Annotated in this window: 23 protein-coding genes; 12 read left to right on the top strand and 11 right to left on the bottom strand. The window is 69.6% G+C overall.

The window, feature by feature from the left end; translation table 11 throughout:
* Position 1: 1 nt before the first annotated feature.
* The 3 genes from ACLHIH_RS10400 to ACLHIH_RS10390 form a co-directional block, all read right to left on the bottom strand.
* Positions 2-364, bottom strand: a complete 363-nt coding sequence (locus tag ACLHIH_RS10400; protein WP_411316724.1) for a cupin domain-containing protein — start codon at positions 362-364, stop codon at positions 2-4.
* A 141-nt stretch (positions 365-505) separates the two neighbouring features.
* Positions 506-1048, bottom strand: a complete 543-nt coding sequence (locus ACLHIH_RS10395; RefSeq protein WP_411316723.1) for a hypothetical protein — start codon at positions 1046-1048, stop codon at positions 506-508.
* Between the two features lie 17 nt (positions 1049-1065).
* The gene (locus ACLHIH_RS10390; RefSeq protein WP_411316722.1) at positions 1066-1416 is read right to left on the bottom strand and encodes a hypothetical protein; all 351 of its coding nucleotides are present in this window, start codon (positions 1414-1416) and stop codon (positions 1066-1068) included.
* 173 nt (positions 1417-1589) lie between these two features.
* Here ACLHIH_RS10390 and ACLHIH_RS10385 point away from each other — a divergent pair, with 173 nt between their 5' ends.
* Positions 1590-2309 (top strand): NAD(P)H-hydrate epimerase, encoded by a 720-nt coding sequence (locus ACLHIH_RS10385; RefSeq protein WP_411316721.1) that lies wholly within the window; start codon positions 1590-1592, stop codon positions 2307-2309.
* A gap of 78 nt (positions 2310-2387) precedes the next feature.
* On the opposite strand, the gene ACLHIH_RS10380 is transcribed toward ACLHIH_RS10385, so the two are convergent.
* The 6 genes from ACLHIH_RS10380 to ACLHIH_RS10355 all read right to left on the bottom strand — a co-directional run bounded on the left by ACLHIH_RS10380 (position 2388) and on the right by ACLHIH_RS10355 (position 8066).
* Positions 2388-2867 (bottom strand): hypothetical protein, encoded by a 480-nt coding sequence (locus tag ACLHIH_RS10380; protein WP_411316720.1) that lies wholly within the window; start codon positions 2865-2867, stop codon positions 2388-2390.
* A 242-nt stretch (positions 2868-3109) separates the two neighbouring features.
* Positions 3110-3652: an MOSC domain-containing protein gene (locus ACLHIH_RS10375; RefSeq protein WP_411317285.1), complete on the bottom strand. Its 543-nt coding sequence runs from the start codon at positions 3650-3652 to the stop codon at positions 3110-3112.
* A gap of 219 nt (positions 3653-3871) precedes the next feature.
* Positions 3872-4855, bottom strand: coding sequence for a class A beta-lactamase (bla, locus tag ACLHIH_RS10370; RefSeq protein WP_411316719.1), 984 nt, complete (start codon positions 4853-4855; stop codon positions 3872-3874).
* The gene (locus tag ACLHIH_RS10365) at positions 4852-5346 is read right to left on the bottom strand and encodes an FBP domain-containing protein (RefSeq protein WP_411317284.1); all 495 of its coding nucleotides are present in this window, start codon (positions 5344-5346) and stop codon (positions 4852-4854) included. Before ACLHIH_RS10365 ends, bla begins: the two co-directional genes overlap by 4 nt.
* A gap of 423 nt (positions 5347-5769) precedes the next feature.
* Positions 5770-6732, bottom strand: a complete 963-nt coding sequence (locus tag ACLHIH_RS10360; protein ID WP_411316718.1) for an intradiol ring-cleavage dioxygenase — start codon at positions 6730-6732, stop codon at positions 5770-5772.
* 320 nt (positions 6733-7052) lie between these two features.
* On the bottom strand, positions 7053-8066 hold the full coding sequence (locus ACLHIH_RS10355; protein WP_411316717.1) for a LacI family DNA-binding transcriptional regulator: 1014 nt from the start codon (positions 8064-8066) through the stop codon (positions 7053-7055).
* 193 nt (positions 8067-8259) lie between these two features.
* Here ACLHIH_RS10355 and ACLHIH_RS10350 point away from each other — a divergent pair, with 193 nt between their 5' ends.
* The 5 genes from ACLHIH_RS10350 (at position 8260) to ACLHIH_RS10330 (ending at position 17074) form a co-directional block, all read left to right on the top strand.
* Positions 8260-10293 carry a beta-galactosidase gene (locus ACLHIH_RS10350; protein WP_411316716.1) on the top strand — a complete coding sequence of 678 codons (2034 nt, stop codon included), beginning with the start codon at positions 8260-8262 and terminating at the stop codon, positions 10291-10293.
* Between the two features lie 173 nt (positions 10294-10466).
* Entirely contained in the window at positions 10467-11687 is a 1221-nt protein-coding gene (locus ACLHIH_RS10345) for an extracellular solute-binding protein (protein ID WP_411316715.1), read from the top strand.
* A gap of 117 nt (positions 11688-11804) precedes the next feature.
* Positions 11805-13451: an ABC transporter permease subunit gene (locus ACLHIH_RS10340; protein ID WP_411316714.1), complete on the top strand. Its 1647-nt coding sequence runs from the start codon at positions 11805-11807 to the stop codon at positions 13449-13451.
* A complete protein-coding gene (locus ACLHIH_RS10335; RefSeq protein ID WP_411316713.1) occupies positions 13448-14332 on the top strand; it encodes a sugar ABC transporter permease in 885 nt (294 codons plus the stop codon). Before ACLHIH_RS10340 ends, ACLHIH_RS10335 begins: the two co-directional genes overlap by 4 nt.
* Before the next feature lie 120 nt (positions 14333-14452).
* The gene (locus tag ACLHIH_RS10330; RefSeq protein WP_411316712.1) at positions 14453-17074 is read left to right on the top strand and encodes a glycosyl hydrolase 53 family protein; all 2622 of its coding nucleotides are present in this window, start codon (positions 14453-14455) and stop codon (positions 17072-17074) included.
* Between the two features lie 123 nt (positions 17075-17197).
* Here ACLHIH_RS10330 and aztA read toward each other — a convergent pair whose 3' ends face one another.
* Complete coding sequence (gene aztA, locus ACLHIH_RS10325; protein ID WP_411316711.1) at positions 17198-17971, bottom strand: zinc ABC transporter ATP-binding protein AztA; 774 nt, start codon at positions 17969-17971, stop codon at positions 17198-17200.
* A 53-nt stretch (positions 17972-18024) separates the two neighbouring features.
* Between aztA and aztB the strand changes: the two genes are divergently transcribed.
* Genes aztB through aztD form a run of 4 tightly spaced genes read left to right on the top strand, consistent with a single transcriptional unit; the run spans position 18025 to position 22370 of the window.
* The gene (aztB, locus tag ACLHIH_RS10320; protein WP_411316710.1) at positions 18025-18912 is read left to right on the top strand and encodes a zinc ABC transporter permease AztB; all 888 of its coding nucleotides are present in this window, start codon (positions 18025-18027) and stop codon (positions 18910-18912) included.
* The gene (locus tag ACLHIH_RS10315) at positions 18912-20198 is read left to right on the top strand and encodes an ABC transporter (protein ID WP_411316709.1); all 1287 of its coding nucleotides are present in this window, start codon (positions 18912-18914) and stop codon (positions 20196-20198) included. The genes aztB and ACLHIH_RS10315 overlap by 1 nt, the downstream gene beginning before the upstream one ends.
* Positions 20195-21109, top strand: a complete 915-nt coding sequence (gene aztC / locus ACLHIH_RS10310; protein ID WP_411316708.1) for a zinc ABC transporter substrate-binding protein AztC — start codon at positions 20195-20197, stop codon at positions 21107-21109. The genes ACLHIH_RS10315 and aztC overlap by 4 nt, the downstream gene beginning before the upstream one ends.
* 31 nt (positions 21110-21140) lie before the next feature.
* A complete protein-coding gene (aztD, locus tag ACLHIH_RS10305) occupies positions 21141-22370 on the top strand; it encodes a zinc metallochaperone AztD (RefSeq protein ID WP_411316707.1) in 1230 nt (409 codons plus the stop codon).
* A gap of 48 nt (positions 22371-22418) precedes the next feature.
* On the opposite strand, the gene ACLHIH_RS10300 is transcribed toward aztD, so the two are convergent.
* Positions 22419-22910, bottom strand: coding sequence for an Lrp/AsnC family transcriptional regulator (locus ACLHIH_RS10300; protein WP_411316706.1), 492 nt, complete (start codon positions 22908-22910; stop codon positions 22419-22421).
* Positions 22911-23030: 120 nt separating this feature from the next.
* On the opposite strand from ACLHIH_RS10300, the gene ald reads away from it, so the two are divergent.
* Complete coding sequence (gene ald / locus ACLHIH_RS10295) at positions 23031-24128, top strand: alanine dehydrogenase (protein WP_411316705.1); 1098 nt, start codon at positions 23031-23033, stop codon at positions 24126-24128.
* Positions 24129-24272: 144 nt separating this feature from the next.
* The gene (locus ACLHIH_RS10290) at positions 24273-24956 is read left to right on the top strand and encodes a DUF1349 domain-containing protein (protein WP_411316704.1); all 684 of its coding nucleotides are present in this window, start codon (positions 24273-24275) and stop codon (positions 24954-24956) included.
* Positions 24957-24968 lie beyond the last annotated feature (12 nt).

The raw sequence follows: 24968 nt of genomic DNA, 5'->3' as shown, positions 1-24968 counted from the left end.
GTCACTCCTCGGTTGGCGGGGCGCTCGGCATCCGGTCCTCCTGCACCATGCGGGGCGAAGCGTGGATGCACATGATGCGGAGGATGCCGCTGCCGGTGTTGGTGAAGCCGTGCCAGGTGTCGGCCTGCACGACCGCACTGTCGCCCTGGTGTGCGACGACGATGTCATCGCCCAGACGGATCGTGGCCTCCCCCTCGAGCACCGACCAGGTCTCGGTGTAGGGGTGGCGGTGGAGGTCGGGACCCTGCCCGGGGTCGTTGGTGACGAGGAAGAAGCTCACCTCGGAGCCGTGATCCTCGCCCTCGAACCGGAGTGTGCGGGTGCCGGGGACTCGCACGGCGTCGGCCGGGATGACGGCGCTCACCGACGACTCCGGCAGCGTGAATGTGCGCCGATGCTCATCATGCGGGAACGGTACCGAGCGGCACGCGGCGCGTCAACAGGCCGGTGCAACTCACCTCAGCGAGCGTCGCGTTCGCCGATCCGCTCCTCGCCGTATCCAGCGCTAGCCGGTCGCCAGTTGCTCGCGAAGGCCTCGAACCTTCGCTCGACGAACGCGGGCCTCGAGAACGGTCACGATCGCGAGCGCGAACATCAGCCCGGCACCACCCCACAGGAACGGCTCGTATCTCGACGGCTCTCCCGTGGCGGCAATGACGGCGATGAGAATGCTGGCGACCACAAAGAACGCCGCATACAGGCGCGCGAGTATCAGCGACCTCTCTTGTCGTGACAGAAGCAGGTCCCAGGTCTGCGGATCGAGAACATCCGACAGCGTGCGCGTCCTGAGCGCGCCCATCACCGCGGCCGACCCGGCGTGCCCGCCCGCCCGTTTGAGGTTGAAGGCCATGACGCCTCCCATGAAAGCGCCGAAGAAGACGCCCGTCAGCACCCCTTGGACGAGCCCGACGTGGAGGGGCAACGGCTCGATCAGGAGCTGGGAGACGAGCGTGTTGACCACCCCGAAGAACGTTCCGCTGTAGACAGCGGAGAGCGCCACCGACCTTCGCTCATGCGCCGTGAGCCGATGCGCTGGTCGCGTCTTCATGGGAAGAGAATAATTGCTCACTCGAGTGGCCCGCGTGCCGGGGGTGCCCCGCTGTCTCGCCTCGCGTCCAGTTGCTCTCTCAGCGCTCGCAGACCTACGCGCCGGTCGCGGGCGTTTACGAGCAGGAAGACGGCCATGACGAGGAGAAAAATCGCCCCACCCGCTGACATCGCATCACCGGTCCAGAAAACGAGACCCTCGGTGACACCGAAGTAGATCACCACGCCGACGCACAGGAGCGAGGAAATCGGTGCGAACTTCAATGCCGCTTGCTGTTGGACGATCATCGGGTCCCACACGAGCCAGTCGGCATCCTGGGGAAGAGTGCGCCTGAGAACCGCGCGACGGAAGGCGAAGCTGCCCGCCATGAAACCTCCCGGAGGCGTGCTCCGATCTCGTCCCGGCGGGGGTACTCGCTTCTCCGTGGCCACAGGCGAAGAATAATCGCTCTCGGACAGCGGATGACGCGGGCCGGCGCGCCACGCCAGAACCGGTCGATCTCGCTCCACCGGGTGGCCGCAGAGTCAGCAAGCGTGATGGGATGGCGGCCATGACTCGTCACGGTTACACCGCAGCGCAAGTACGCCGAGCCGAGGAGCCATTGCTCGCGGCCGGAATGCCGCTCATGCGCCGGGCAGCGGCCGGGCTCGCCGCCGAGATCCGGGCGACACTCGCCTCGCGCCCGATTCGAGGGGGCGACGACACCGTGCGCATTCTCATGCTCGTCGGCTCGGGGAACAACGGCGGTGACGCCCTTTTCGCTGCGGCGGAGCTCGCCGCGAGCGGCATCGCCGTGACGGCAGTCGCCACAGCAGACGGCGTGCACGCTGAGGCCCTCGAGGCCGCGACGTCGGCGGGGGTCGGGATGCGGCGCGGCGTCAGCGCAGACGAGATCGCGGGCCTCTCGTCGACGAGCGACGTCATCGTCGACGGCATCCTCGGAACGGGAAGCGGCGCCGCAGACAAGGCCGCGCTTCGCGGACGAGCCCGAGACCTCGTCGTCGCTCTTCTGCCCCCGCTCGAGGCACCAGACCGCCCCGCGATCGTCGCCGTCGACCTTCCGAGCGGCGTCTCGCCAGACGACGGTGCCGTGCCGGATTCTGCGGTCCTTCCCGCAGACGTCACGGTCACGTTCGGCGCGATCAAGGCCGGACTGCTCCTCCCGCCCGGATCGCGCTACGCCGGTCGAGTTGTCGTCGTCGACATCGGCCTCGCGCCGAAGCTCGAGGGTGTTGTGCCGGCGATCACCGTCGACGCCTGAATGCTCGCGCAGGACGCCCACGGTCACCGTCCTCGACCGGCGGCCGGTGAGGCGCACCACGCTCAGCTCCACTCCGCTTCAACGGCGCTCGGGAAACCGGTCGATCTCGCCGCGCCATTCGGCCGCGGCGTCGGCGAGCGCCGCGAGATCGACCGTGACGTCGACGGTCGCGGTGGCCGTGTCACGCTCGGCAGGCCCCTGCGGTGGTGCGGCCTCCTGGTCGAGAAAGACGCGGATCGTCACCGCGCCCCCGGCATAACCGACGACCCCGAACGCGAGATTCGGTTCGACGAACGTGAGCGTCGGGAGGGCCGGCGGCGCGACGACCATGGGGGCCTCAACCCGATCGACCACGCGAGTCAACCAGTCGTGCAGCGCCTCTGCTTCCGTCACCAAAAGCGACGGATCTCGAAACGTCCACGACGCGGATGCCGTCACCACGCGCCCCTCGACGACGAGCCAGTTGTCGTCCCAGTCATCACCCGACACCTCGGCGAACTCGTAGTCGACCGGCGTCAGCACGACCTCCGTCGCGGTGCGGGTGTCAGCGAGTCGCACGCGACATCCGTGCGTAGCGGGCCGAACTTTCGGTGCCATCCGTTCTCGTCATCGGGCAAGCCTAGGAGCTCCGATCGCCGTCGCGCCGGGCGTATCGGCATCCGCAGCCCATCTTTGCGGCGCGGATGCCGAAACGGGCGGCGGATGGTGGGCACCGGGCGGCGGGCGGGCACCGGGAAGCCACCACTTCCCGTCGACGACATCCGTGCCTCATCCGCCGGGCACAGTCAGCGTGGGTCGGCTCACACGGGCGCGAGCGGCAGCCTCTCCCCCTCGGGCAACTCCACACGGATGCTGTCACCCGCGCGCACGACGCCACCCGTGAGCACCACGGCCATCACGCCCGCCCGGCGCACGACGGTGCCGTCGGCGCCCCGCCCCACCACCTCGGCGAGCAGGCCGGGCTGGAACCCGTTGATCTGCTGACACGGGTTTCGCAGCCCGGTCACGCGGATGACGGCATCCGACCCCAGGCGCAGGATCGCACCGGTCGGCAGCCCGAGGAGGTCGACGCCGACCGTTGTGAGGTTCTCCCCCAGCTGCCCCGGGCCGACATCGAAACCGGCCTCGGCGAGTGTGTCGAAAAGCTCGGAGTGGATGAGGTGCACCTGCCGGAGGTTCTCGACGGAGGGGTCGCGTGCGACTCGCGAGCGGTGCTGCACTGTCGGGCCGGCGTGCGCGTCACCCTCTACGCCGATGCCCTCCACGAGGGTGATCGCGTCAGCGACGGGTTTGCTGAAGCGGTGGTCGTCGTCGCGTGCGACGGCGACGACGCGCGGCTCGATCGAGGGGGGAACCGCAGACGGAGCTGGCGCTGGCGCTAGTGCTGGTGAGGTCACGAAAAGATTCTGTCGCGCTCGGTGCCGGAGCGCACTCACGCCCGCCCGCGGTTCCGCCGCGCCAATTTGCATCCGCCGGCCACAGATGGGCGGCGGATGCAAGAAGGGTGAGCGGATGTCGGCGGCCCGGGCCGCGCGCAGCGCGCGGCCCGCGCGCCCGCGACCTCAGTCCATCGCGCCGAGGGCATGCACGGCCACCGCGGCCGCTTCGGCGATGAGGCGGTCGTCGCGCGCGGCGTCCGCTGCGCCCCGGCTCGACATGACCGCGATGACGATCGGCGCGCCATCCGTCGGCCACACCACCGCGATGTCGTTGCGCGTGCCGTAGCCACCCGAACCCGACTTGTCGCCCACAACCCACTCGCTCGGCAGGTCGGCCCGCACGAGGGTGTCACCCGTCTCGGTCGCCGTCATCCAGCCCACGAGCTGTGCTCGTTCGGCCGCAGGCAGGATGTCTCCGAGCACGTATTCGCGCAGGGTGTCGGCCATGGCGCGGGGCGTGCTCGTGTCGCGATCGTCGCCCGGAGTCGCCTCATTGAGCTCGGGCTCGATGCGCGACACGGTTGTGGCCTCGCCTCCCGCCTCGGCGAGCAGACGATCGAGCTCGTCGGGCCCACCGACGGCGTCGAAGAGGTAGTTGCCCGCCGTGTTGTCGCTCACGGTGAGCGCGGCGTCGGCGACATCCGCGAGAGTCATGCTCCCGCCGACACGGGTCTCGACCACGGGCGAATACGTCACGAGGTCGTCGGCCGAGACCGTCACGGTCGCCTGCGTCCCGTCGACGCCGAGCAGGTCGAGGGCGGCTCCCGCGGCGAGCGCCTTGATCGTCGACGCGTAGGCGAAACGCTCGTCGGCACGCCACTCGACGATGCCGCCCGTCGCGTCGCTGCCCGACCCGTTCTCGGGGTCGGGTGCAGCGCCGAGCGAACCGATCTGGATCGCCATCACGCCGAGCCGCGCGTCGAACCGTGCCTCGAGCTCCTCGAACTCCGCGCTCGCGTCGACGACAGCGGGAGCCGCGGATGTCGACGGGCTCGGCGTCGGGGCCGCACTCGAGCTCGAGGCTTCCGACGTCGTGCCGCACCCCGAGAGCGCGACCGAGACGAGCGCCGCCGACGCCATCGCGACGACGGCGGCGCCGCGCCTCACGCTCCGCCCCCGAGCGTCGCCGCGAAGCTCGCCGTGCGGATGCGCAAGTCGTGGATGCGCTGGAGGCGCGCGGCCGCGAGGTCGAACCCCTCGTAGGCGAGCGGCGGATCTTTGCGCACGTTGGCGGAGCACTGGAACTCCTGGCACACGAGTGTTCCGACCGTGTTGCCGTTGCGCCCGGCCGGCCCGGGCCGCTTCGCGCTGTAGAAGACCACATCGTTCGGCAACCGCACATCCTGACACCAGGAGCACTGGGCGCGCGAGCGTGGCGAGGCCTCAGCCTGCTTGAACAGGATGCCGACGGGGTCGCCGTCGAGCGTCGGGATGACCGCGTAGGCGCGGCGCGGCTGCCTCGGGTCGCGCCACCCGAGGAAGTCGAGCGACCCCCAATCGAGGTCGTCGAAATCGGTGGGGAGAGTGATGTCGGTCGTCTCCTTGCGGGACGCGTTGATGAACGAGGCGCGCACGGCCCTGTCGGTGAGGGGGAGCATGAGGTGAACCAATCGTGAGGGCTCGGCGGCGGTCGGCGCGGTCCGGACGGTCTGCATGTCTGGACGTCTGGATCGACTGAACGGACCGGGCGGCTCGAACGGAGGCGAGGCAATCCGGTCGCGCTACGGCGAACGCTGCCGAGCGGAGGTGTGGAGTGTGGGGTTGGTGCTGCGCCGGTCGACGACGGACGACACCGCGCGCCGGACCGGCAGAGGGGCGGCTACCTGATGCCGGCGAAGAGCTCGCCGACAACCCCCAGACGCCCGAAGGCTGCGTTCGACCGGATGTTCACACGCCCACACTACGACGCACGCTTCAAGCGCGCATCCCACTGTGGGTGGAGCCGCGGAGGCGTGCAGGGCGTGGCGCATGCTGGCTCCTACTCGGGGCACGAGTGACGCGGCGCACGCACTCGGCGCACCTCAGCGAGGCGCTTCAGCGCCACCCCCGGCACCCCCGACTCCGGCCCCTCCCCCGCCGCTCGGCGCAGCGCCGGCCGTCGGGGCGGTCGACGTGTCGACTCGCACGGTGAGCGAGACGCGGTATCCGGATGTGGTGTCGCCGGTCACGGTCGCGAGCTGCAGTTGCCCGCCGTCGTCGCCGAAGACGTTGTCCGACTCGAGTGAGACCTGTTCGAGGTTGGCCGACGACCCGGCGTACTCGCTCGAGGCATACACGGCGCGGCTCACGTCGTCGGGCAGGGCCACTTGCGACGTCGAGATGGCGGTCGTCGAGTCGGTGATGTCTGCGACATCCGGGTAGACCTCGAAGTGGATGTGCGGCCAGCGGCCCGAGTAGCACGCCGGAACGATGCTCGAGAAGCTCACGAGACCGTCTGCGTCGGCCACTTGCACACCGCGGAGGTACGTCTCGTCCTCCACCCCCGGCGAGTACATCGAATACAACCCGGCCGCGTCGCACTGCCACACGTAGACGGCGACTCCCGCGAATGGCGCGTCGCCGTTCGCCATGTCGAGCACGGTGAGGTCGAGGGTCATCGGCACGCCGGCGGCGGTCGTCCCGCCATCGAGACTGGTGCGGATGTCGCTCCGCACGATGCCCGACCGTTCGAGCACGTCGGGGCCGTTCGATCCGTCGCCCGGATACGGTCCCGCCGTCTCGTCGGGGATCTCGCCCTCGGCGGTCGCGGCTGAGGCGCCGTTCGACCCGCTCACTGTCGATGACCCGGTCTCGCTCGTGCATGCGGCGAGGGTGAGCGCGCCCGCCCCCAGCCCGAGCAGGCTCAGCATCCCGCGGCGGCTCACGAGGGTGCGCATGTCGAACGACGCGCCCTGGTCGACGACCTCCTCATCCGCTCGATCGAGCAGCCGCCCCTCGTAGGCGGGGCCCTGCGGGGTGCGGTCTGGCTCGGGGATGCGGCTCATGGTGGATGCTTTCGGTCGCGAGTGTTCGGTCGCGACGAGCTTTGCGGCGGGACCGGTGAACGCGACATGCGCGGCGTATGAGGTTGCTATGGACGCCCGGGTCGAGGTGCGGGGTGGGGGCGGTCCTGCGCAGGGGCGGGGTGCGTTCCGCGCCTGTTCCCGCGCGCGCGGGGTAGGACTCCACACGAGACACGCCGGGAACGCGGATGCACGCGCGGCGCGCCGCACGTCGGCTCCTGGCGGAGGCCCGCCGGCGCCACATCCGCGCCCGCAAACCCACACACACACACACACACACACGCCGAGCACGACCCCTCGCGCTACGTGCTCTCCCGCACGACGAGCTCGGTGGGGAGGGTGACGCCCGCGCGGTCCTCCCCCGCGATGAGCCCGAGGAGGAGGTCGACCATCTCTTCGCTGATGCGCTCCCACGGCTGGCGCATGGTCGTGAGGGGCGGTTCGAGGCCCGAAGCGAGTCCGGAGTCGTCGAAACCGGCGACCGCGACATCTTCGGGAACGCGGCGACCCGCCCGTCGCAGAGCGGCGAGCGCTCCCGCCGCCATGCGGTCGTTCGCCGCGAACACCCCGTCGATGTCGGGCTCACGCTCGAGGAGTGCCGTCATCGCGGCGGTTCCCGATTCGACGCTGTAGTCACCCGCCTCGACGAGGGCGGGATCGAAACTCTCGCCGAGTTCGTCGCGGTATCCGACGAGCCGGAAGCGGCCGCCCGGGGTGTCGGCGGGTCCCGTGATGGTCGCGACCCGGCGACGGCCGCGGTCGAGGAGGTGTCGCGTGACGGCGCGCGCGGATCGCTCCTCGTCGACCGACACCGCCACGACGTCGCTCTCGTGCCCGAGCGGCAACCCGCAGCACACGGTGGGGATGCCCGCGCGCAGGAGGGTGTCGAGCAGCGGGTCGGATTCGTGGGTCGAGATGAGCATGACGCCGTCGACGTGCCCGGCGGCGACGTAGTTGGCGACGTTCGCGCGCTCGTCCGGCGTGCTCGCGACGAGCAGCACGAGCGTCATCGACCGTCGCGCGAGCGACTCGGCGGCCCCGCGCAGCAGGAGGGCGAACGTGGGGTCGGCGAAGAGGAGATGTTGGGGCTCGGTGAGGAGGAAGGCGAGGGAGTTTGCCCGGCCGGTGGCGAGGCTGCGCGCGGCGTGATTGGTCGTATATCCGGTCGACACGATGGCCTCTTCGACGGCGGTTCTCGCGGGCGCCGACACCCAGTGTCCGCCGTTGAGCACTCGCGACACCGTGCCGTACGAGACGCCTGCCGCGGCAGCGACGTCCCGGATCGTCGGCTTGCGCCGGAGCGCGGTCTCGTCCACGGCTCGGAACTCTACCGTGTCCGAGTGAGGGACCGTCAGAATTCGATGACCCACCTGTAACCGGTCACAGTTAGGTAACGCTCTCGGTCGCCGGCGGCAGTTCGGCTTAGGGTTACGGAACCGACTGTGAACGGTTACAGTCTGTTCGTCGACATCGCGTCGGCACTCAACACCCTTGACTCGACGGAGCGTCATGACCCTCTCCCCCCTGTGGCCCGCGGTGCGCGGAATCGCCTACGGAGGCGACTACAACCCCGAGCAGTGGTCGCGGGAGACGTGGACCGAGGATGTCGCCCTCATGCGGGAGGGTGGAGTGACCCTCGTGAGCGTGGGCATCTTCTCGTGGGCCCTCATCGAGGTAGACGAGAACACGTTCGACTTCTCCTGGCTCGACGAGCTTCTCGACCTGCTGCACTCGAACGGCATCGCGGTCGACCTCGGAACCCCCACGGCATCGCCCCCGGCCTGGTTCTTCGCGCGCTATCCGGATGCCCGCGTCATCAACCGTGACGGCGTGGTCATGGGCTTCGGCGCTCGCGGAATGGCCTCGCCGTCGTCGGAGGCCTATCGCACGGCGGCCGTGCGCATCGCCTCGACGCTCGCCGAGCGCTACAGCGACCACCCCGCGGTCGTGATGTGGCACGTGCACAACGAATACGGCGTTCCCGTGGGCGAGGACTACTCCGAGCAATCGGTGCGGGCGTTCCGCAGCTGGTTGCGCGACAAATACGGCGACCTCGACGGGCTCAACGCCGCGTGGGGCACCGCGTTCTGGGGCCAGCACTACATCGACTGGGATCACGTCGGTGCTCCCGCCGCCGCCCCCTCGGTCGTCAACCCGTCGCAGCGCCTCGACTTCGCTCGCTTCACCGACCACCAGTTGCTCGCGTGCTACGTCGCCGAGCGCGACGCCATCCGCGAGCACGCCGCGCAGCCCATCACGACCAACTTCATGGCCAACCAGGCGTGGACCACCGACCTCTGGGCGTGGGGCCGCGAGGTCGACATCGTCGCCGACGACCACTACCTCTGGGCCGCAGACGAGGAGGGCGAGATCGGCCTCTCGATCGCGGCCGACCTCTCCCGCTCGGTGGGCGGCGGTGCGCCGTGGATCATCATGGAGCACTCGACCTCGGCGGTGAACTGGCAGCCGCGCAACCACGCGAAGAGGCCGGGGGAGCTCGCGCGCAACTCGCTCGCGCACGTCGCTCGCGGCGCCGACGCCGTGCTGTTCTTCCAATGGCGCGCATCACGGTCGGGCGCGGAGAAGTTCCACTCGGCGATGCTCCCGCACGCCGGAACCCGCTCTCGCGTGTGGCGCGAGGTCGCCGCGCTCGGAGGCGACCTCCCCAAGCTCGACGAGCTCCGCGGGTCCCGCGTGAAAGCCGACGTCGCCGTTCTCTGGGACTTCGCGTCGTTCTGGGCGCAAGACCTCGAGTGGCGCCCGTCGAACGACCTCGACCACCGCGAACGCATCCGCTCGTACTACGAGCGGCTCTGGCGCGACGACGTGACCGTCGACTTCGCCCTCCCCGGCCACGACCTCTCGGGCTACCGTCTCGTCGTCGCCCCCGCGCAATATCTCTTGAGCACCGCGGATGCCGCGAACCTCACGCGCTACGTCGAAGGCGGCGGCACCCTCGTCGTCTCCTTCTTCTCCGCGGTGGTCGACGAACGCGATGTCGTGCACGAGGGCGGGTTTGCCGCGCCCCTGCGGGATGTGCTCGGCACCCTCGTCGACGAGCATCTGCCACAGCGCGAGGGGGCGACATCCGCGCTCCGCTGGCACGACGGCTCCGAGGTCGCGGCCGACCTGTGGCAGGAGGACATCTCGGTCACGACCGCCGAGGTCGTCGCCGCCTACACCGCCGGCCCCCTCGCGGGCCAGCCCGCCGTCACGCGCAACCGCTTCGGCGCGGGAACGGCCTGGTACGTGAGCACGCGACTCGGCGACGATGCGATGCGGATACTGTTCGCCGACGTCTATGCGACGGCGGGCGTGCACCTCGGCTCCCCCGCCGATCGCGTCGAGGTCGTCACGCGGCGATCCGACGCCAGCGACTACGTCTTCGCGATCAACCACTCGGACGCCCCGGCGCAGGTGACGCTGCCCATCCGCACCGACGAGTCGGTCGAACTCCTGACGAACACCGCCGTGCGCGACGCGATCGAGGTCGCGGCGGGTGCCGTCGCGATCGTGCGAGTCGCCGCGGAAGGGAGCCCGTGACGACCCTCTCCCCTCCCGAGCCCCACGACCACCACCAACCCCACCACCACAAACCCCACGACCCACAGCTCCACGACATCCGCTCGGACCACCCGGTCTGAGCTCACCCCGGTCGCATCGCCGCGATCCGCCCAGAGGCGGCACGGCGCGACCCCTCTGGAAGGAAACAGCACATGCGCAAGACCCTGGGAATGGGTGCGGTCGCCATCGCCTCCGCACTCGTGCTCGCCGGTTGCTCCGGCGGCGACACCGAGACCGAGACCGCGAGCGGCGACGGCGCCGAACTCGTGATCTGGACGGATGCGGAGCGCGAAGACGCGATCCGCGCCGCCGCCGACGCGTTCGAGGAGGAGACGGGCGCGACCATCACGCTCGTGCAGAAGAACTTCGAAGACCTCCGCAACGATTTCATCGCCCAAGTGCCCACGGGCGAGGGACCCGACATCACCGTCGGTGCGCACGACTGGCTCGGAGCGCTCGTGACCGCGGGCGTCGTCAACACGATCGACCTCGGCGACGCGGCATCCGAGTTCGAGCCCGTCGCGCTCGAGGCCATGACCTACGACGGCCAGCTCTACGCCCTGCCCTACTCGCTCGAGACCGTCGCGCTGCTGCAGAACGTCGACCTCGTCGGCGACGAAGCCCCCACCGATTGGGACGACCTCGTCGAGCGCGGCCTCGAGTCGGGCGCCGAGCGCCCGTTCGTGATCAACACCGCGGGCGAGACGGGTGACGGCTACACGATGTACGGCCTGCAGACCTCCTTCGGCGCTCCCGTCTTCGTGCAAGACGACACCGGGTCGTACACGACCGAGGTCGGCATGGGCGGCGCGGAGGGTGAAGCCTTCGCTCAGTGGCTCTCCGAGAACGGCTCCGACGGAACCGGCTACCTCTCGACCACAATCGACTACGACATCAACCTCGAGCTCTTCCGCTCGGGCGAGACCCCGTACACCGTGCAGGGGCCGTGGGTCGTCAACGAGTTCCCCGACCTCGAGCTCGCGGTCAACCCGATCCCCTCGGCCGGTGGCGAGACCGCCGCTCCGTTCGTCGGAGTGCAGGGCTTCTACCTGAGCTCGCAGAGCGAGAACGAGCTGCTCGCGACCGAGTTCCTCGTCAACTTCCTCGGCCAGGAGGACGCCCAGCGCGCCCTCTACGAAGCGGACCCGCGCATCCCCGCCTACTCGACCGTCGCCGAGGAGGCCGCGTCCGACCCGATCACGGCAGGATTCCTCGCCTCGGCCCAGAACGGCGTGCCGATGCCGAGCATCCCCGAGATGGGTTCCGTCTGGGACCTCTGGAACTCCGCGGAGTCGCAGATCATCTCCGGCGCCGACCCCGTCGACACGTGGAACAGCATGGTCGTCGATCTCGAGAGCACCCTCGAGGGCTGACCCCATCGGGGCCGGTCGGGCGACCCGACCGGCCCCTCCCCGCACGACCCGGCACGACCCGGCACGACCCGGCCCCATCTCACCCACTCCAGTCGAGCCCGACGAGAGGTTCTCCGCATGACAATGAACTCGGCGAAACCGCTGACCGAGGTCGCGAACGAGGCAGTCGAACCGCCGCCCCGCGGCGGTCGACCCCGCGAAGCGCACTCACGTCAGTGGCGCGGGGCGGGCTGGGGCTTCCTCGTGAAGCTCCTCATCATGGCGATCGTCAACGCCCTCGGCGTCATGACGGTGCTCTCGGCCTTCGCGGCCGAATCCTGGGTCGTGCTCGGGGTGGCCGCGGGCCTCGTCATCGTCGCCGACATCGTCTACTTCACCAAGCGCGCGCTGCCCCTCAAATACCTGCTGCCGGGGCTCGCCTTCCTCGCCGTGTTCCAGATCTTCATCTTCGGCTACACCGCCTACATCGCGTTCACGAACTACGGGAGCGGGCACGCCGGAACCCAGCAGCAAGCGGTCGAGGCCACCCTCATCCAGGGCGAACGCCGCGTCGACAGCTCCCCCACCTATCCGATGGCCGTCGTCGAACGGCTCGGCGAGCTCGGGCTCGCGATCGCCGACGACACGGGCGGCGTGCAGGTCGGCTCGGCCGAGAGCGGGCTCGCCGCGGTCGACGGCGCGACCCTCGGGTCGTCGGGCGCACCCACGGAGGTGCCCGGATGGTCGGTTATCCCCCGAGCCCAACTCCTCACCGACACGGCACTGCAGCAGGAGGTCGCCGAGCTGCGCGTTCCGGTCTCCGACGACCCCAACGACGGATCGGTCCGCACTCGCGACGGCACGACGGGTGCCGTCTACACCTCGACCCTCGTGTGGGACGAAGCGGGGCAGACCATCAGCGACACCGCGTCTGGCACCGTCTACACCGCCACCGAGGATGGCCGCTTCGTCGCCGACGACGGAACCGAACTCCCCACCGGGTGGTACGTCAACGTCGGCTTCGACAACTTCCTGCGCCTCTTCGCCAACGCCGACCTCGCACAGCCCCTCCTCATGGTCACGGGCTGGACGTTCGCCTTCGCGATCCTCTCGGTCGGCATCAGCTTCGCGATCGGGCTCCTCGTCGCCCTCGTCTTCAACGACCCCCGGGTGCGCGCGCGCAAGTTCCTCCGCACCCTCTTCATCCTCCCGTACGCGTTCCCGGCGTTCATGTCGGCGCTGCTCTTCCGCGGCATGTTCAACCCCGAGTTCGGTGTCATCAACGACCTCTTCTTCTTCGGCGCCGACATCAACTGGCTCGGTGATCCGTGGCTCGCGCGCATGGCGGTGCTGTGGGTCAACGTGTGGTTGAGCTATCCGTACTGGTTCCTCGTGTGCACGGGGGCCCTGCAAGCGCTCCCGGGCGACACCCTCGAGGCCGCGTCGATCGACGGCGCCGGCCGAGGTCGGGTTCTCAGGTCGATCATCCTGCCGCTCCTGCTCGTCGCGACGGCACCCCTCGCAATCGCCTCGTTCGCCTTCAGTTTCAACAACTTCACCGTCATCTACATGTTCAACAACGGGGGGCCCGCGATACCGGGGGCACCGTATGCACTCGGGTCGACCGACATCCTCATCTCGGCCATCTACGACATCTCGGGAGTCTCGGGCGGTGCCGCCGACTACGGCCTCGCGAGCGCGCTCTCGATCGTCGTCTTCGTCGTGATCGGCATCATCTCCGCGATCGCCTTCCGCCAGACCCGCAAGCTCGAGGAGTTCCAGTGAGCACCACAGTCGCCAGACCGGACCGCGCAGCCGCCCGCCGGCGTCGCTACCTCCTCGACGTCGGGTGGAAGTATCCCGTCGCGATCCTCGTGATCGTCTACGCGACGTTCCCGCTGCTCTACGTCGTGTCGGCCTCGCTCAATCCGCGCGGCAGTCTCGCGGGCAGCTCGTCACTGTTCAGCGCGATCGACTTCAGCAACTTCGCAGCACTCGGCGACACGACCTACTGGACGTGGGCGAGCAACACCCTGCTCATCGGCGGCATCTCGTCGATCGGTGCCGTGATCATGGGGGCGGCCGCGGCATACGCGTTCTCGCGGTTCCGTTTCTCGGGGCGACGCGCGAGCCTCACGGGCCTTCTCATCATCCAGATGTTCCCCCAGGCGCTCGCGTTCGTCGCGATCTTCCTCATGCTCCTCGCGATCGGCGAGACCGTGCCCTCCCTCGGCATCAACTCGAAGCTCGCCCTCATCTGCGTGTATCTCGGCGGCGCCCTCGGAACCAACACGTTCCTCATGTACGGCTTCTTCAACACGATCCCCATCGAGATCGACGAGTCGGCACGCATCGACGGCGCGACCCACGCGCAGATCTTCTGGCGGCTCATCATGCCGCTCGTCACGCCGATCCTCGCCGTGGTGGCACTCCTCGCGTTCGTGGCCGCGTTCGGCGACTACATCCTCGCCCGCATCATCCTCGTCTCCGAAGACAACTGGACCCTCGCGGTCGGGATGTACCAGTGGGTGTCGAACCAGCTCACGTCGCGATGGGGGCTCTTCGCCGCGGGAACCGTGATCGCCGCGATCCCCGTGCTCGCGCTGTTCCTCGCGCTGCAGCGCTACATCGTCGGCGGGCTCACCGCCGGCTCGGTCAAGGGATAACGGATGCCTCCGGCCTCACCATCAGCGGAGAACACCGTGTGACACCCCTCCCGCGCCGACCGGTGCGGGAGACGTGCGCGGCACGCGTCGCGCCGACGAACAGGACGAACAATGCAGACAGTGTGGTCTCGCCGAGTGTCGGGGGGTGCCAGTGTCAGAGCCGGCGCGACCCTCGCCGCTGCGGCTCTCGTGCTCGGAGCACTCGCGGTTCCCGCCGCCAGTGTCGCCGCCCCGAAGAACGGCGACGGCGGTGGGGCTGACGGCGGCGCTTCCGCTGACGGCCCCGTGGAGGCGGGCATCGTCGTCGACGCCGTCGACGGCCTCGCCGACGACTTCATCAACGGCGTGGATGTCTCTTCGGTCGTCGCCCTAGAACGCTCGGGTGTCGTCTTCCGCGACGCGAGCGGCGACCCGACCGACCTCTTCGAGTTGCTCGCCGACTCCGACGTGACCGACGTGCGCGTGAGGGTGTGGAACGACCCGTACGACAGCGAGGGCAACGGCTACGGTGGCGGCGACAACGACGTCGACACCGCGATCGAGATCGGCGAGCGCGCGACCGCGGCCGGCTTGCGCGTGCTCGTCGACTTCCACTACTCCGACTTCTGGGCCGACCCCGCCAAACAGCAGGCCCCGAAAGCGTGGGAGGGTTTGACCGCCGCAGAGAAAGCGGACGCGACCGGCGACTTCACCACCGACGCCCTCGAGCGCATGGATGCCGCGGGCGTAGATGTGCGCATGGTGCAAGTGGGTAACGAGACCAACGGGGCGGTCGCGGGCGAGACGAACTGGGACGCCATGGCGGGGATCTTCTCGGCGGGCTCGGCCGCGGTGCGGGAGGTCTACCCCGAAGCACTCGTGGCCGTGCACTTCACCAACCCCGAGACATCCGGCCGCTACGCCGGTTACGCCGCGAATCTCGACTCGCGCGACGTCGACTACGACGTCTTCGCGTCGTCGTACTACCCGTTCTGGCACGGCACCTTCGACAACCTCACGAGCGTGCTGACCGATGTCGCCGAGACCTACGACAAACAGGTTATGGTCGCCGAGACCTCGTGGGCCTACACGCTCGACGACGGGGACGGTCACGGCAACGTCGTCGACCTCCCGTCGGAGGCGACGCAGTATCCCGTGAGCGTGCAGGGGCAGGCCACAGCCGTTCGCGACGTCATGCAAGCGGTCACGGATGTCGGCGACGCGGGGATAGGCGTCTACTACTGGGAGCCGGCCTGGCTGCCCGTCGGTCCCCCCGAGCAGGTCGAGCAGAACCGTGTTCTGTGGGAGCGCGACGGCTCGGGCTGGGCGTCGAGTTTCGCGGGAGAGTACGACCCCGACGACGCAGGCGAGTGGTTCGGCGGGTCGGCGTGGGACAACCAGGCGCTCTTCGCCCACGACGGCACCGCTCTCGAGAGCCTCAACGTGTTCTCCTACGCCCGCACGGGCGCCGTGGCCCCGCGCGCCGTGGAATCGGTCGAGACCGTGTCGATCTCGGTCGACGAGGGCACGACGGTGGCGCTGCCCGAGACCGTCACGGTGACCTACAACGACGGGTCGACCGAGGAGCAGACCGTGACCTGGGGCGACACCTCGGTCATCGACGGTCGCGGCGAGTACCGCATCGCGGGGGTGACGTCGGCGGGGCTCGACACCCGCGCCGACGTCGTCGTCAGCGCGATCAACCGCCTACTCAACCCGTCGTTCGAAGACGCCGACGCGAGCATGTGGCTCGCGACGGGGCCGGCACTGCGTGTCCGCGCGACCGACGACCCGCGCACCGGGTCGCGGTCTGCCCACTTCTACTCGGCCGACGCCTACGAGTTCACCCTCAGTCAGACCGTCTCCAATCTGCCCGCCGGTCGCTACGAGGCGAGCGGAGCCGTGCAGGGTGACGGCGAAGGCGACACCGGCCGGGTCGACATCAGTGTGTCGACGAGCGGCGGTGCGAGCGAGAGTGCGGCCTTCGAGCTGAACGGCTGGCGCAACTGGTCGACCCCGACCACCGCCGCCGTGACGGTGGCGGAAGGCGAGACGGTCACCGTGACGGTGAGCGGATCCCTTCCCGCTGCCGCCTGGGGATCGATCGACGACCTCTCGCTCGTGAGCCTTCCAGCTCCGGATGTCGAGCCTGAGCCTGAGCCTGAGCCGATCGTCGATGATGCTGTCGCCGCTCCCGCCCGCGGAACGCTGACACACAACAACGGCTGGGACACCGGGCTCCACGACGGGTCGTTCACCGTGAGCATGAACATGTGGTGGGGCGAGAACGCCTCAGTGCTGCGCGTGTTCGAGAACGGCGACCTGATCGACACGGTCGCTCTCGACTACGACGGGGTCCGCGCGCAGCGCGCGGCGATCGACGTGACCGGCAAGCCGAACGGCACCTACACCTACACCGCGGAGCTCGAAAACTCGAAGGGGGTCACCGAGCTCGCCCCGCTCACGGTGCGAGTCACGGATGCGAACCCAGGGACACCCAGACTCTCGCACGACAACAACGACCGCGACGGCGACTACACCGTGACCGCGTCGATGTGGTGGGGCACGAACGCCAGCTCGTATCGCGTGCTCGAGAACGGTGTCGTCGTCGACGAGGGCGACCTCGCCGCAGCGACCCCCGGAGCGCAGATCGTGCGCGTGCCGCTCACCGATCGCCCGCGGGGCACCCACGAGTACGTCGTCGAGTTCGAGAATGCGGCGGGAAGCACGGCGAGCGCTCCCCTGCGCGTGACGGTGCGGTAAGCCGGGGCCCGTCCGGGGACGCATCACGCGCACGTCCCCGCGCGGGTTTCGGAGCGCGAAGTAGGAGCCGGCAGCAGACACGCCGGGTCGCGGATGCTCGCGCGGCGCGTCGAACGCCGACTCCTACTCGCGGCCCGCCGCCGCGACATCCGCGACCCGGCCCCCCTCGAGCCGCACGACGCGATGCGCGAGTGCCGCAGCATCCGCATCGTGGGTCACGAGGCACACTCCGGCTCCCCTCCCCGCTGCCGCGCGCACGGCGCTCCCGACGGCGGCGCGTGTCTCGGCATCGAGGGCCGTCATCGGTTCGTCGAGAAGCAGGAGGTCGGCGCGGCGCGCGAGGCCCTGCGCCACGAACGCCCGCTGCCGCTGCCCGCCCGAGACCTCAATCATCGACCGGGAGCGGATGCCTGCGAGCCCGAGGTCGCGGATGCTCTCGTCGACGATGGCGCGATCGCGCCTGCCGAGCGGTCGCCAGAGGCCCGCCGATGGCCACCGCCCCATCGCGACGACCTCCTCGACCGTGAGCGGCAGCGTCTCGGGAACGGGGGTGGCTTGAAACACGACGGCGACGCGCGATCCGGCAGGTCGGACGAGGGTTCCCGAGCGAGGCTGCTCGAGGCCCGCGATGAGCGACAGGAGCGTCGATTTGCCCGATCCGTTCGCCCCCGTGAGCGCCACGATCTCCCCGGGGAGCACCGTGAGGTCGACACCGTGCAGCACGCCGACGCCCCCGTAGTCGAAGGTCAGCCCGGTCGCATGAACGAGGGCAGTGGCGCGATCGCTGGGGGCACAGGGCGCACGAAGCCCATGGAAAGCGTCGCGATCACCGAGCGCACCACCGTCGGTCGGAGGGTCGTCGGTTCGATCGACGGGTGGTGATTCTGCGGACTGCATGACGGCATCGTACCTACTGATAACGATTCTCAACATCGTGTACGGTGTCCGACGTGCTGTGGATCATCGAGCCGTTTCAGACGGACTTCATGCTGCGAGCGCTCCTCGGCGGAGCGCTCGCCGCCGTGCTGTGCGCGCTCGTCGGCACGTGGGTCGTCGTGCGGGGCATGGCGTTCCTCGGTGAGGCCATGGCGCACGGGATGCTCCCCGGGGTCGCGCTCGCGACCCTCCTCGGCATGCCCGTGCTCCTCGGCGCCGCCGTGAGCGCGACCGCGATGGCGATCGGAATCGGCGCGGTGCAGCGTCGCGGGCGCCTCTCCGCCGACACGAGCATCGGTCTGCTCTTCGTCGCGAGCCTCGCGGCCGGTGTCATCATCATCTCGGCCTCGCGCAGCTTCGCGACGGATGCCACGGCGATCCTCTTCGGCGACGTGCTCGCCATCACGCCCGCCGACCTCGTCGCGCTCACCCTCGCGCTCGGCGTCGCGCTCGTCGCCATCGTCGTGTTCCACCGCGCGTTCGTCGCGCTCACCCTCGACCCGCGTCAGGCGCGGATGCTCGGCATGCACCCGCGGGCCGCTCAGGTCGTGCTCGTCGGTCTCGTCACCCTCGCGGTCGTCGCCGCCTACCAGTCGGTCGGCTCGCTGCTCGTGGTCGGCATGCTCCTCGGCCCGGTCGTCGCGGCGGGCCGCTGGACGCGGCGCATCCACTCGACCATGGCGATCGCCGCGCTCATCGGGGTGGCCTGCGTCGTCATCGGCCTCACCGTCTCCTGGCATGTCGGAACAGCCGCCGGCGCGTCGATCGCGGCGACCGCGATCGCCGCCGCCGCGCTCTCGGCTCTCGTGCGCGCCGTCTCCGACACCCGCCGCTCGGCGCGACTGAGCATGCCCTCCCCCGATCTCCGTTCCCGCGCTCTATCCCCAGAAAGCACCTCCTGATGTCCCGTCCCCCTCACCACTCCCCGCATCGCGCGGCATTCGCTCCCGCCGCGATCGCCCTCACCCTGCTGACCGCGACCGCACTCGCGGGCTGCGCCGACGCCGACCCGTCGGGATCCCCCGCCCCGACAGCATCCGATGGGGTGATCGGCGACGGTCACGGCGCGATCGCGGGCGCCCAGGAGGTCGCCGAACCGCCGCTCCACCTGCTGACCGTCGGCGACGACGGCACCGTGCAGCAGCTCGATCTGCTCGACGAGTCGGTCGACGAGCTCGGCTCCCTCGACGGCGTCACGAGCACGGCGACCGACGGCCGCTTTCTCTTCGCCGCCTCTTCGAGCGCGGGAACTGTGGATGTCGTCGACAGCGGCTACTGGACGTGGAGCCACATCGACCACTTCCACTACTACCGCGGCACCCCGCGGGAGGTCGGCACCCTCGAGAGCGACGGCGGGGGCGAGGCGACCTTCTCGCCGGGAACGGCGACGACGGGCGTGTTCTTCACCGGGTCGGGTGAGGCCGTGCTCTTCGAGACCGCCGGCCTCGCCGACGGCGACATGACCGAGCGCCTCCGCGTCGAGACGACGCCGCACACCGGTCTCATCGCGGGCGTCGGCACGGGCGCCCTCGTCACCCGGGCCGACGCCGAGGGCGAGAGCGCGAACCACGTCGATCTTCTCAACGCCGACGGCGAGACGATCGAGTCGATCGACTGCACCGCCGCGAGCGGATCCATCGAGACCGTCGTCGGCACGGTGGTCGGATGCGCCGACGGCGCGGTGCTCGCCATCCCCACCGACGACGGCGTCGCCGACCTGACCCGCATCGACCACCCCGACGGCACGACGGCACCCGCCGCGACCTCCTTCGCCAATCGCGAGGGCCGCCCCTCCGTCGCGGGACTCGCCGGGCCGACCTCGTTCTGGATGCTCGACACACGGGAGCAGTCATGGAAACTCATCGACGCCGAGAGACCCCTGCAGCAGGTGACCGCGGTCGACGATGCCGACGGCCACGTGCTCGCGCTCACCGACGACGGACGAGTGCTCGTGCTGAGCGGCGAGAGCGGCGAGCTCCTCTCGGAGACCGCGCCGCTGCTCGACGAGACGACCGCCGACCCGAGCCTCCTCGCCGGAGCGACGCTCGTCGCCGACCAGCAACGCGCCTACCTCAACGGCCCCGCCGAGAACCTGCTCTACGAGATCGACTTCGCCGACGACGCCCGCGTCTCGCGCACCTTCGAGACCGACCGTGCACCGCTCTTCCTCGCGGAGACCGGGCGATGAGGGCCGCACGGTTCGCCGCAGCATCCGTCACCCTCGCTCTCACCGCGGGCATGACGGGGTGCTCGACCGAGTCCGACGACCGGCCGCTCATCGTCGTCACGACCAACATCCTCGGAGACATCGTGCAGGAGGTCGCGGCAGACGAGTTCGAGGTCGTGACCCTCATGCCGCACGGCGCCGACCCGCACTCCTTCGAGATCAGCGCGCAGGAGGCCGCGCGGATGCGCAGCGCCGACCTCCTCGTCTCGAACGGGCTCGGGCTCGAAGAGGGTCTCGTGCACCACCTCGACACCGCGGCATCCGAGGGTGTCGAACTCTTCGTCGCGGGCGACAACCTCGAGGCGATCGCCTACTCCGACGAGTCGGCGAACGGCGCACTCGACCCGCACGTCTGGACCGACCCCGAGCGCGTCGTCGACATCGTCGATGCCCTCACACCCGTGCTCGCCGACATCGAGGGAGCGGATGCCGCAACCCTCGCAGAGTCGTCGGAGAACTACCTCGCCGAGATCGCCGAACTCGACGCCGAGATGACCGAGGCGTTCGCGAGCATCCCCGACGACCGCCGAGCCCTCGTGACCAACCATCACGTCTTCGGCTACCTCGCCGAGCGATTCGACTTCCGGATCGTCGGGGCGGTGATCCCGGGCGGCACGACTCTCGCCGCACCGAGTGCCTCCGACCTGCGCGACCTCGTCGCCGCGATCGACGAGGCGGGTGTGCCGACGATCTTCGCCGAATCGTCACAGCCGGATCGTCTCGTGCAAGTGCTCGCGAGCGAAGCCGATCGCGACGTCGCCGTCACAGAACTCGTGACCGAATCGCTCACGACCCCCGACGAGGGAGCAGACAGCTACCTCGCCATGATGCGCATCAATACCGAGCGCATCGCCACCGGACTCTCGCTCTGAGCGTCCCCAGAAAATAGAAGAAACAGAACCCATGAGAAAACGCACCATGTCGAAGGCCGCGATTCCCGTCGCCGTCTTCGCGGCATCCGCTCTTCTGCTCGGCGGATGCTCGACCTCGAGCTCCTCGTCGAGCGACGACGCGGCGAGCGCCCCGGCGGCGAACGCGCAGCCCCGCGTCGCCGTGACCTACGAGGGCGGTGTCGCCGTGCTCGACGGCACGACCCTCGAGGTCGTCGACGAGTTCTCGACCGAGGAGTTCACCCGCGTGAACCCCGCGGGCGACGGACGCCATGTCTTCGTGACCATGTCGGAGGGCTTCCAGCTGCTCGACACCGGCACGTGGACCGATGAGTCGGGCGCGGCGCAAACCGCCGACCCCGAGCTCACCGACCTCATCTTCGAGGCCGACACCGCGGGCCACGTCGTGCGTCACGGCGGCAAGACCGTGCTCTACGCCGACGGCACGAGCGACACGACCATCATCGAGACCGCCGACCTGCTGACCCTCGACGGCGACCTGCCCGAGACGGAGGTCGTCGAGGCCCCGGACGCCCACCACGGCGTCTCGATCGTTCTCGACGACGGCACGTTGCTCACCACGATCGGTGACTCCGAGGGTCGCAGCGGCGTGCGCGTTCTCGACGCCGACCGCGAGGAGATCGCCTCGAACGAGGAGTGCCCGGGTGTTCACGGTGAGGGAACCGCGATGAACGAGGCCGTCGTGTTCGGGTGCGAAGACGGCGCGCTCGTCTACAGCGACGGCGAGATCACCAAGCTCACCGCACCCGACAGCTACGGACGCATGGGCAACGCCTTCGTGACCGACACGAGCCCCATCGTGCTCGGCGACTACAAGAGCGACCCCGACCTCGAGGGCTACCTGCTGTCTGCGGTCGCGCTCATCGACACCGAGGCGATGACCCTCCAGGTCGTCGAGCTGCCCGAGGGTGTGGAGTACACCTTCCGCGACCTGGGTCGCACCCCGGACGACGACGCGCTCATCCTCTCGGCCGACGGCTCGCTCTACGTCATGGACGTCGAGACCGGCGAGATCACCGACGAGTTCCCCGTCGTCGAAGCGTGGGAGGGCCCCGTCGAGTGGCAAGACGCTCACCCCGCACTCACGGTCAACGGATCGGTCGCCTACGTGACCGAGCCGGCCACCGACTCGGTGCACGCTGTCGACCTCGAGACGGGCGAGATCACCTCGACGGGTGAGCTCGACGGCGCACCCGTCGAGATCGCGGTCGCGGCCGGGTAGTCGCCGCCCGCGAGTGCCGACGTCACATCCGCACCCGGCCCGCCGACGTCACATCCGCCGCGGCACGTGGTGCTCGAACACGAGGCTCGTGCGCGTGAACGACACCGAAGGGTGGGCAGACAGGTGATCGACGACGAACTGGCGGATGTGGTCGCTGTCGCGGGTCGCGACGTGCACGATGAAATCCTCCGAACCGCCGAGGAAGAACACCTGCACCACCTCCGGCAGCGCCCGCATCTCGTCGGAGAACGACGCGATGGCTTTGCGGGCCCCCGAGCGGATGCCGACGCTGATGAGTGCCTCGAGCGTGAGGCCGAGCGCCCCCGGGTCGACGTCGGCGTGGAAACCGCGCACGACGCCGCGATCGACGAGCGACCGCACGCGCGTGAGGCACGTGCTCGGCGCGATGCCCGCGAGTTCGGCGAGACGCGCGTTCGAGGTGCGCGCGTCGGCCTGCAGGGCAGACACGAGCACGAGGTCGATCTCGTCAAGGGGGCGAACAATGTTCGCTTGGCCGCCCACGGAAGGATGGTTCGTCATCGAATCCGATGATATCGAGGCCGTGAGCAGAATTTTCGATCAAAGAAACCCCGGCGAAACGAATATCTCGGATGCTTGACCCAGATATCTCCCCGCAGTCCCCGCGAGAACGGAACGGCAATGCTCATCGGCGTCCCCACCGAGGTCAAGAACAACGAGCGCCGCGTGGCACTCACCCCCGCCGGAGTGCACGAGCTCGTGCGTCGAGGGCACAGTGTCAGCATCCAGAGCGGCGCAGGCGTCGGCGCTGGCGTGACCGATCTCGACTACCGCGACGAGGGCGCGACGATCGTCGAGACCGCCGAGGAGGTGTGGGCGAGCGCCGACCTCCTGCTCAAAGTGAAGGAGCCGATCGCCTCCGAATACCCCCTCCTGCGGTCGGGCCAAGTGCTCTTCACCTACCTGCACCTCGCCGCCTCGCGCGCGTGCACCGATGCCCTCCTCGCCTCGGGCACGACATCCATCGCCTATGAAACCGTGCAACTGCCCGACCGCAGCCTCCCGCTGCTCTCCCCCATGAGCGAGGTCGCCGGCCGACTCGCGGCGCAGGTCGGCGCGTACCACCTCATGAGCCCGCACGGTGGGGGCGGCAAACTCATGGGCGGGGTGCCGGGCACCGCGAGAGCGAAGGTCGTCGTGATCGGGGGCGGTGTCGCGGGGGAACACGCGGCCGCGAACGCCCGCGGAATGGGGGCCGACGTCACGGTCGTCGACCTCTCGATCCCCCGCCTCCGCCAGCTCGCGAGCCTCTACCCCGGGCTCGGCACGGCGGTCTCGACGCGCTACGCGATCACCGAGCTCGTGCGCGACGCCGACCTCGTGATCGGGTCGGTGCTCATTCCCGGCGCCGCCGCCCCCAAGCTCGTGACCGACGAGATGATCGCCGCGATGAGGCCCGGGAGCGTGCTCGTCGACATCGCGATCGATCAGGGCGGATGCTTCGAGGGCAGCCGGCCGACGACGCACGACGACCCGACGTTCCGCGTGCACGACACGATCTTCTACTGCGTCGCCAACATGCCCGGCGCCGTGGCGCAGACATCCACTCACGCGCTCACCAACGCGACCCTGCCCTACGTGGTGCGCATCGCGGATGCCGGTTGGCTCGACGCCGTCGACGCCGACCCCGCCCTCGCCGCCGGGCTCAGCACCCACGAGGGCGGGCTCTACAACCGCGAGGTCGCGACGGCCCTCGGCTACCCCCTCGCGTCTCGCTAGCCTCCGCCGCCCACTCCCCGCCCCCCAAAGTACGCAGTTTCCGCGAGCGAACGTCGGATCCCACCGACCCTCGCGGAAATTGCGTACATTCGGGAGGGCGGGACTGCGGATGACCGCTCCCGCCCCTCGAGCGCAAAGGACACGATGAGCGACACAGTGACCGTTCCCGGCATCCCGTTCGACCTCGCGCCCTCCGACGACACCCCGTGGACCGTCGACGACGGCACCGTGACGGTGCACGCGACCGCGCACAGCGACATCTTCGTCGACCCCGGCGGCGGCACCCAGGCGAACGCCGAAACCCAGCTCAACGCCGCGACCCTCCTCGGCGACCCACCCGCCGGCGATTTCCAGTTCAGCGCTCGCGTGAGTGTCGGCTTCGTCGACACCTTCGACGCCGGCGTGCTGCTGCTGTGGTTCGACGAACACCACTGGGGCAAGCTGTGCTTCGAGTTCTCCCCCGACCGCGAACCGATGGTCGTCTCCGTCGTCGCCCGCGGGGTCGCCGACGATGCGAACGCGTTCGTCGTCGACCGCGGCGACACCGTGAGCACGCCCGCGAGCGAAACTGCGACCGAGCACGCCGCCGGCCCCGACTTCGTCTGGTTGCGCGTCTCCCGCGTCGGCGCCGTGTTCAGCTACCACGCGTCGCTCGACGGCGAGCGCTGGCGACTCGTGCGGGCCTTCGCGCTCGACCCACCCGAGCCGAGCGCAACCGTGCGGCTCGGATTCGAAGCGCAGTCGCCCGTCGGCGAGGGATGCGTCGTGACGTTCAGCGACGTCTCGTTCGCCTCGACGACCCTCACCGACATCCGCGACGGATCCTGACTAAACCGACCG

The organism is Marisediminicola sp. LYQ134 (assembly GCF_046599635.1).
Lineage (GTDB): Bacteria > Actinomycetota > Actinomycetes > Actinomycetales > Microbacteriaceae > Marisediminicola.
The sequence above is the reverse complement of the archived record's forward strand: the minus strand, read 5'-3'. Positions and strand labels throughout refer to the sequence as shown.

What these genes read in the sequence shown, in the direction of transcription:
- ACLHIH_RS10315 (WP_411316709.1), top strand. Translation starts at nt 18,912, where the DNA reads ATGTCCCGTCCCCCTCACCACTCCCCGCATCGCGCGGCATTCGCTCCC.
- ACLHIH_RS10345 (WP_411316715.1), top strand. Translation starts at nt 10,467, where the DNA reads ATGCGCAAGACCCTGGGAATGGGTGCGGTCGCCATCGCCTCCGCACTC.
- aztC (WP_411316708.1), top strand. Translation starts at nt 20,195, where the DNA reads ATGAGGGCCGCACGGTTCGCCGCAGCATCCGTCACCCTCGCTCTCACC.
- ACLHIH_RS10300 (WP_411316706.1), bottom strand. Translation starts at nt 22,910, where the DNA reads ATGACGAACCATCCTTCCGTGGGCGGCCAAGCGAACATTGTTCGCCCC.
- ACLHIH_RS10390 (WP_411316722.1), bottom strand. Translation starts at nt 1,416, where the DNA reads ATGGCGGGCAGCTTCGCCTTCCGTCGCGCGGTTCTCAGGCGCACTCTT.
- ACLHIH_RS10340 (WP_411316714.1), top strand. Translation starts at nt 11,805, where the DNA reads ATGACAATGAACTCGGCGAAACCGCTGACCGAGGTCGCGAACGAGGCA.
- ACLHIH_RS10360 (WP_411316718.1), bottom strand. Translation starts at nt 6,732, where the DNA reads ATGAGCCGCATCCCCGAGCCAGACCGCACCCCGCAGGGCCCCGCCTAC.
- ACLHIH_RS10365 (WP_411317284.1), bottom strand. Translation starts at nt 5,346, where the DNA reads ATGCTCCCCCTCACCGACAGGGCCGTGCGCGCCTCGTTCATCAACGCG.
- ACLHIH_RS10395 (WP_411316723.1), bottom strand. Translation starts at nt 1,048, where the DNA reads ATGAAGACGCGACCAGCGCATCGGCTCACGGCGCATGAGCGAAGGTCG.
- ACLHIH_RS10290 (WP_411316704.1), top strand. Translation starts at nt 24,273, where the DNA reads ATGAGCGACACAGTGACCGTTCCCGGCATCCCGTTCGACCTCGCGCCC.
- aztD (WP_411316707.1), top strand. Translation starts at nt 21,141, where the DNA reads ATGAGAAAACGCACCATGTCGAAGGCCGCGATTCCCGTCGCCGTCTTC.
- ACLHIH_RS10350 (WP_411316716.1), top strand. Translation starts at nt 8,260, where the DNA reads ATGACCCTCTCCCCCCTGTGGCCCGCGGTGCGCGGAATCGCCTACGGA.
- aztA (WP_411316711.1), bottom strand. Translation starts at nt 17,971, where the DNA reads ATGCAGTCCGCAGAATCACCACCCGTCGATCGAACCGACGACCCTCCG.
- ACLHIH_RS10385 (WP_411316721.1), top strand. Translation starts at nt 1,590, where the DNA reads ATGGCGGCCATGACTCGTCACGGTTACACCGCAGCGCAAGTACGCCGA.
- ald (WP_411316705.1), top strand. Translation starts at nt 23,031, where the DNA reads ATGCTCATCGGCGTCCCCACCGAGGTCAAGAACAACGAGCGCCGCGTG.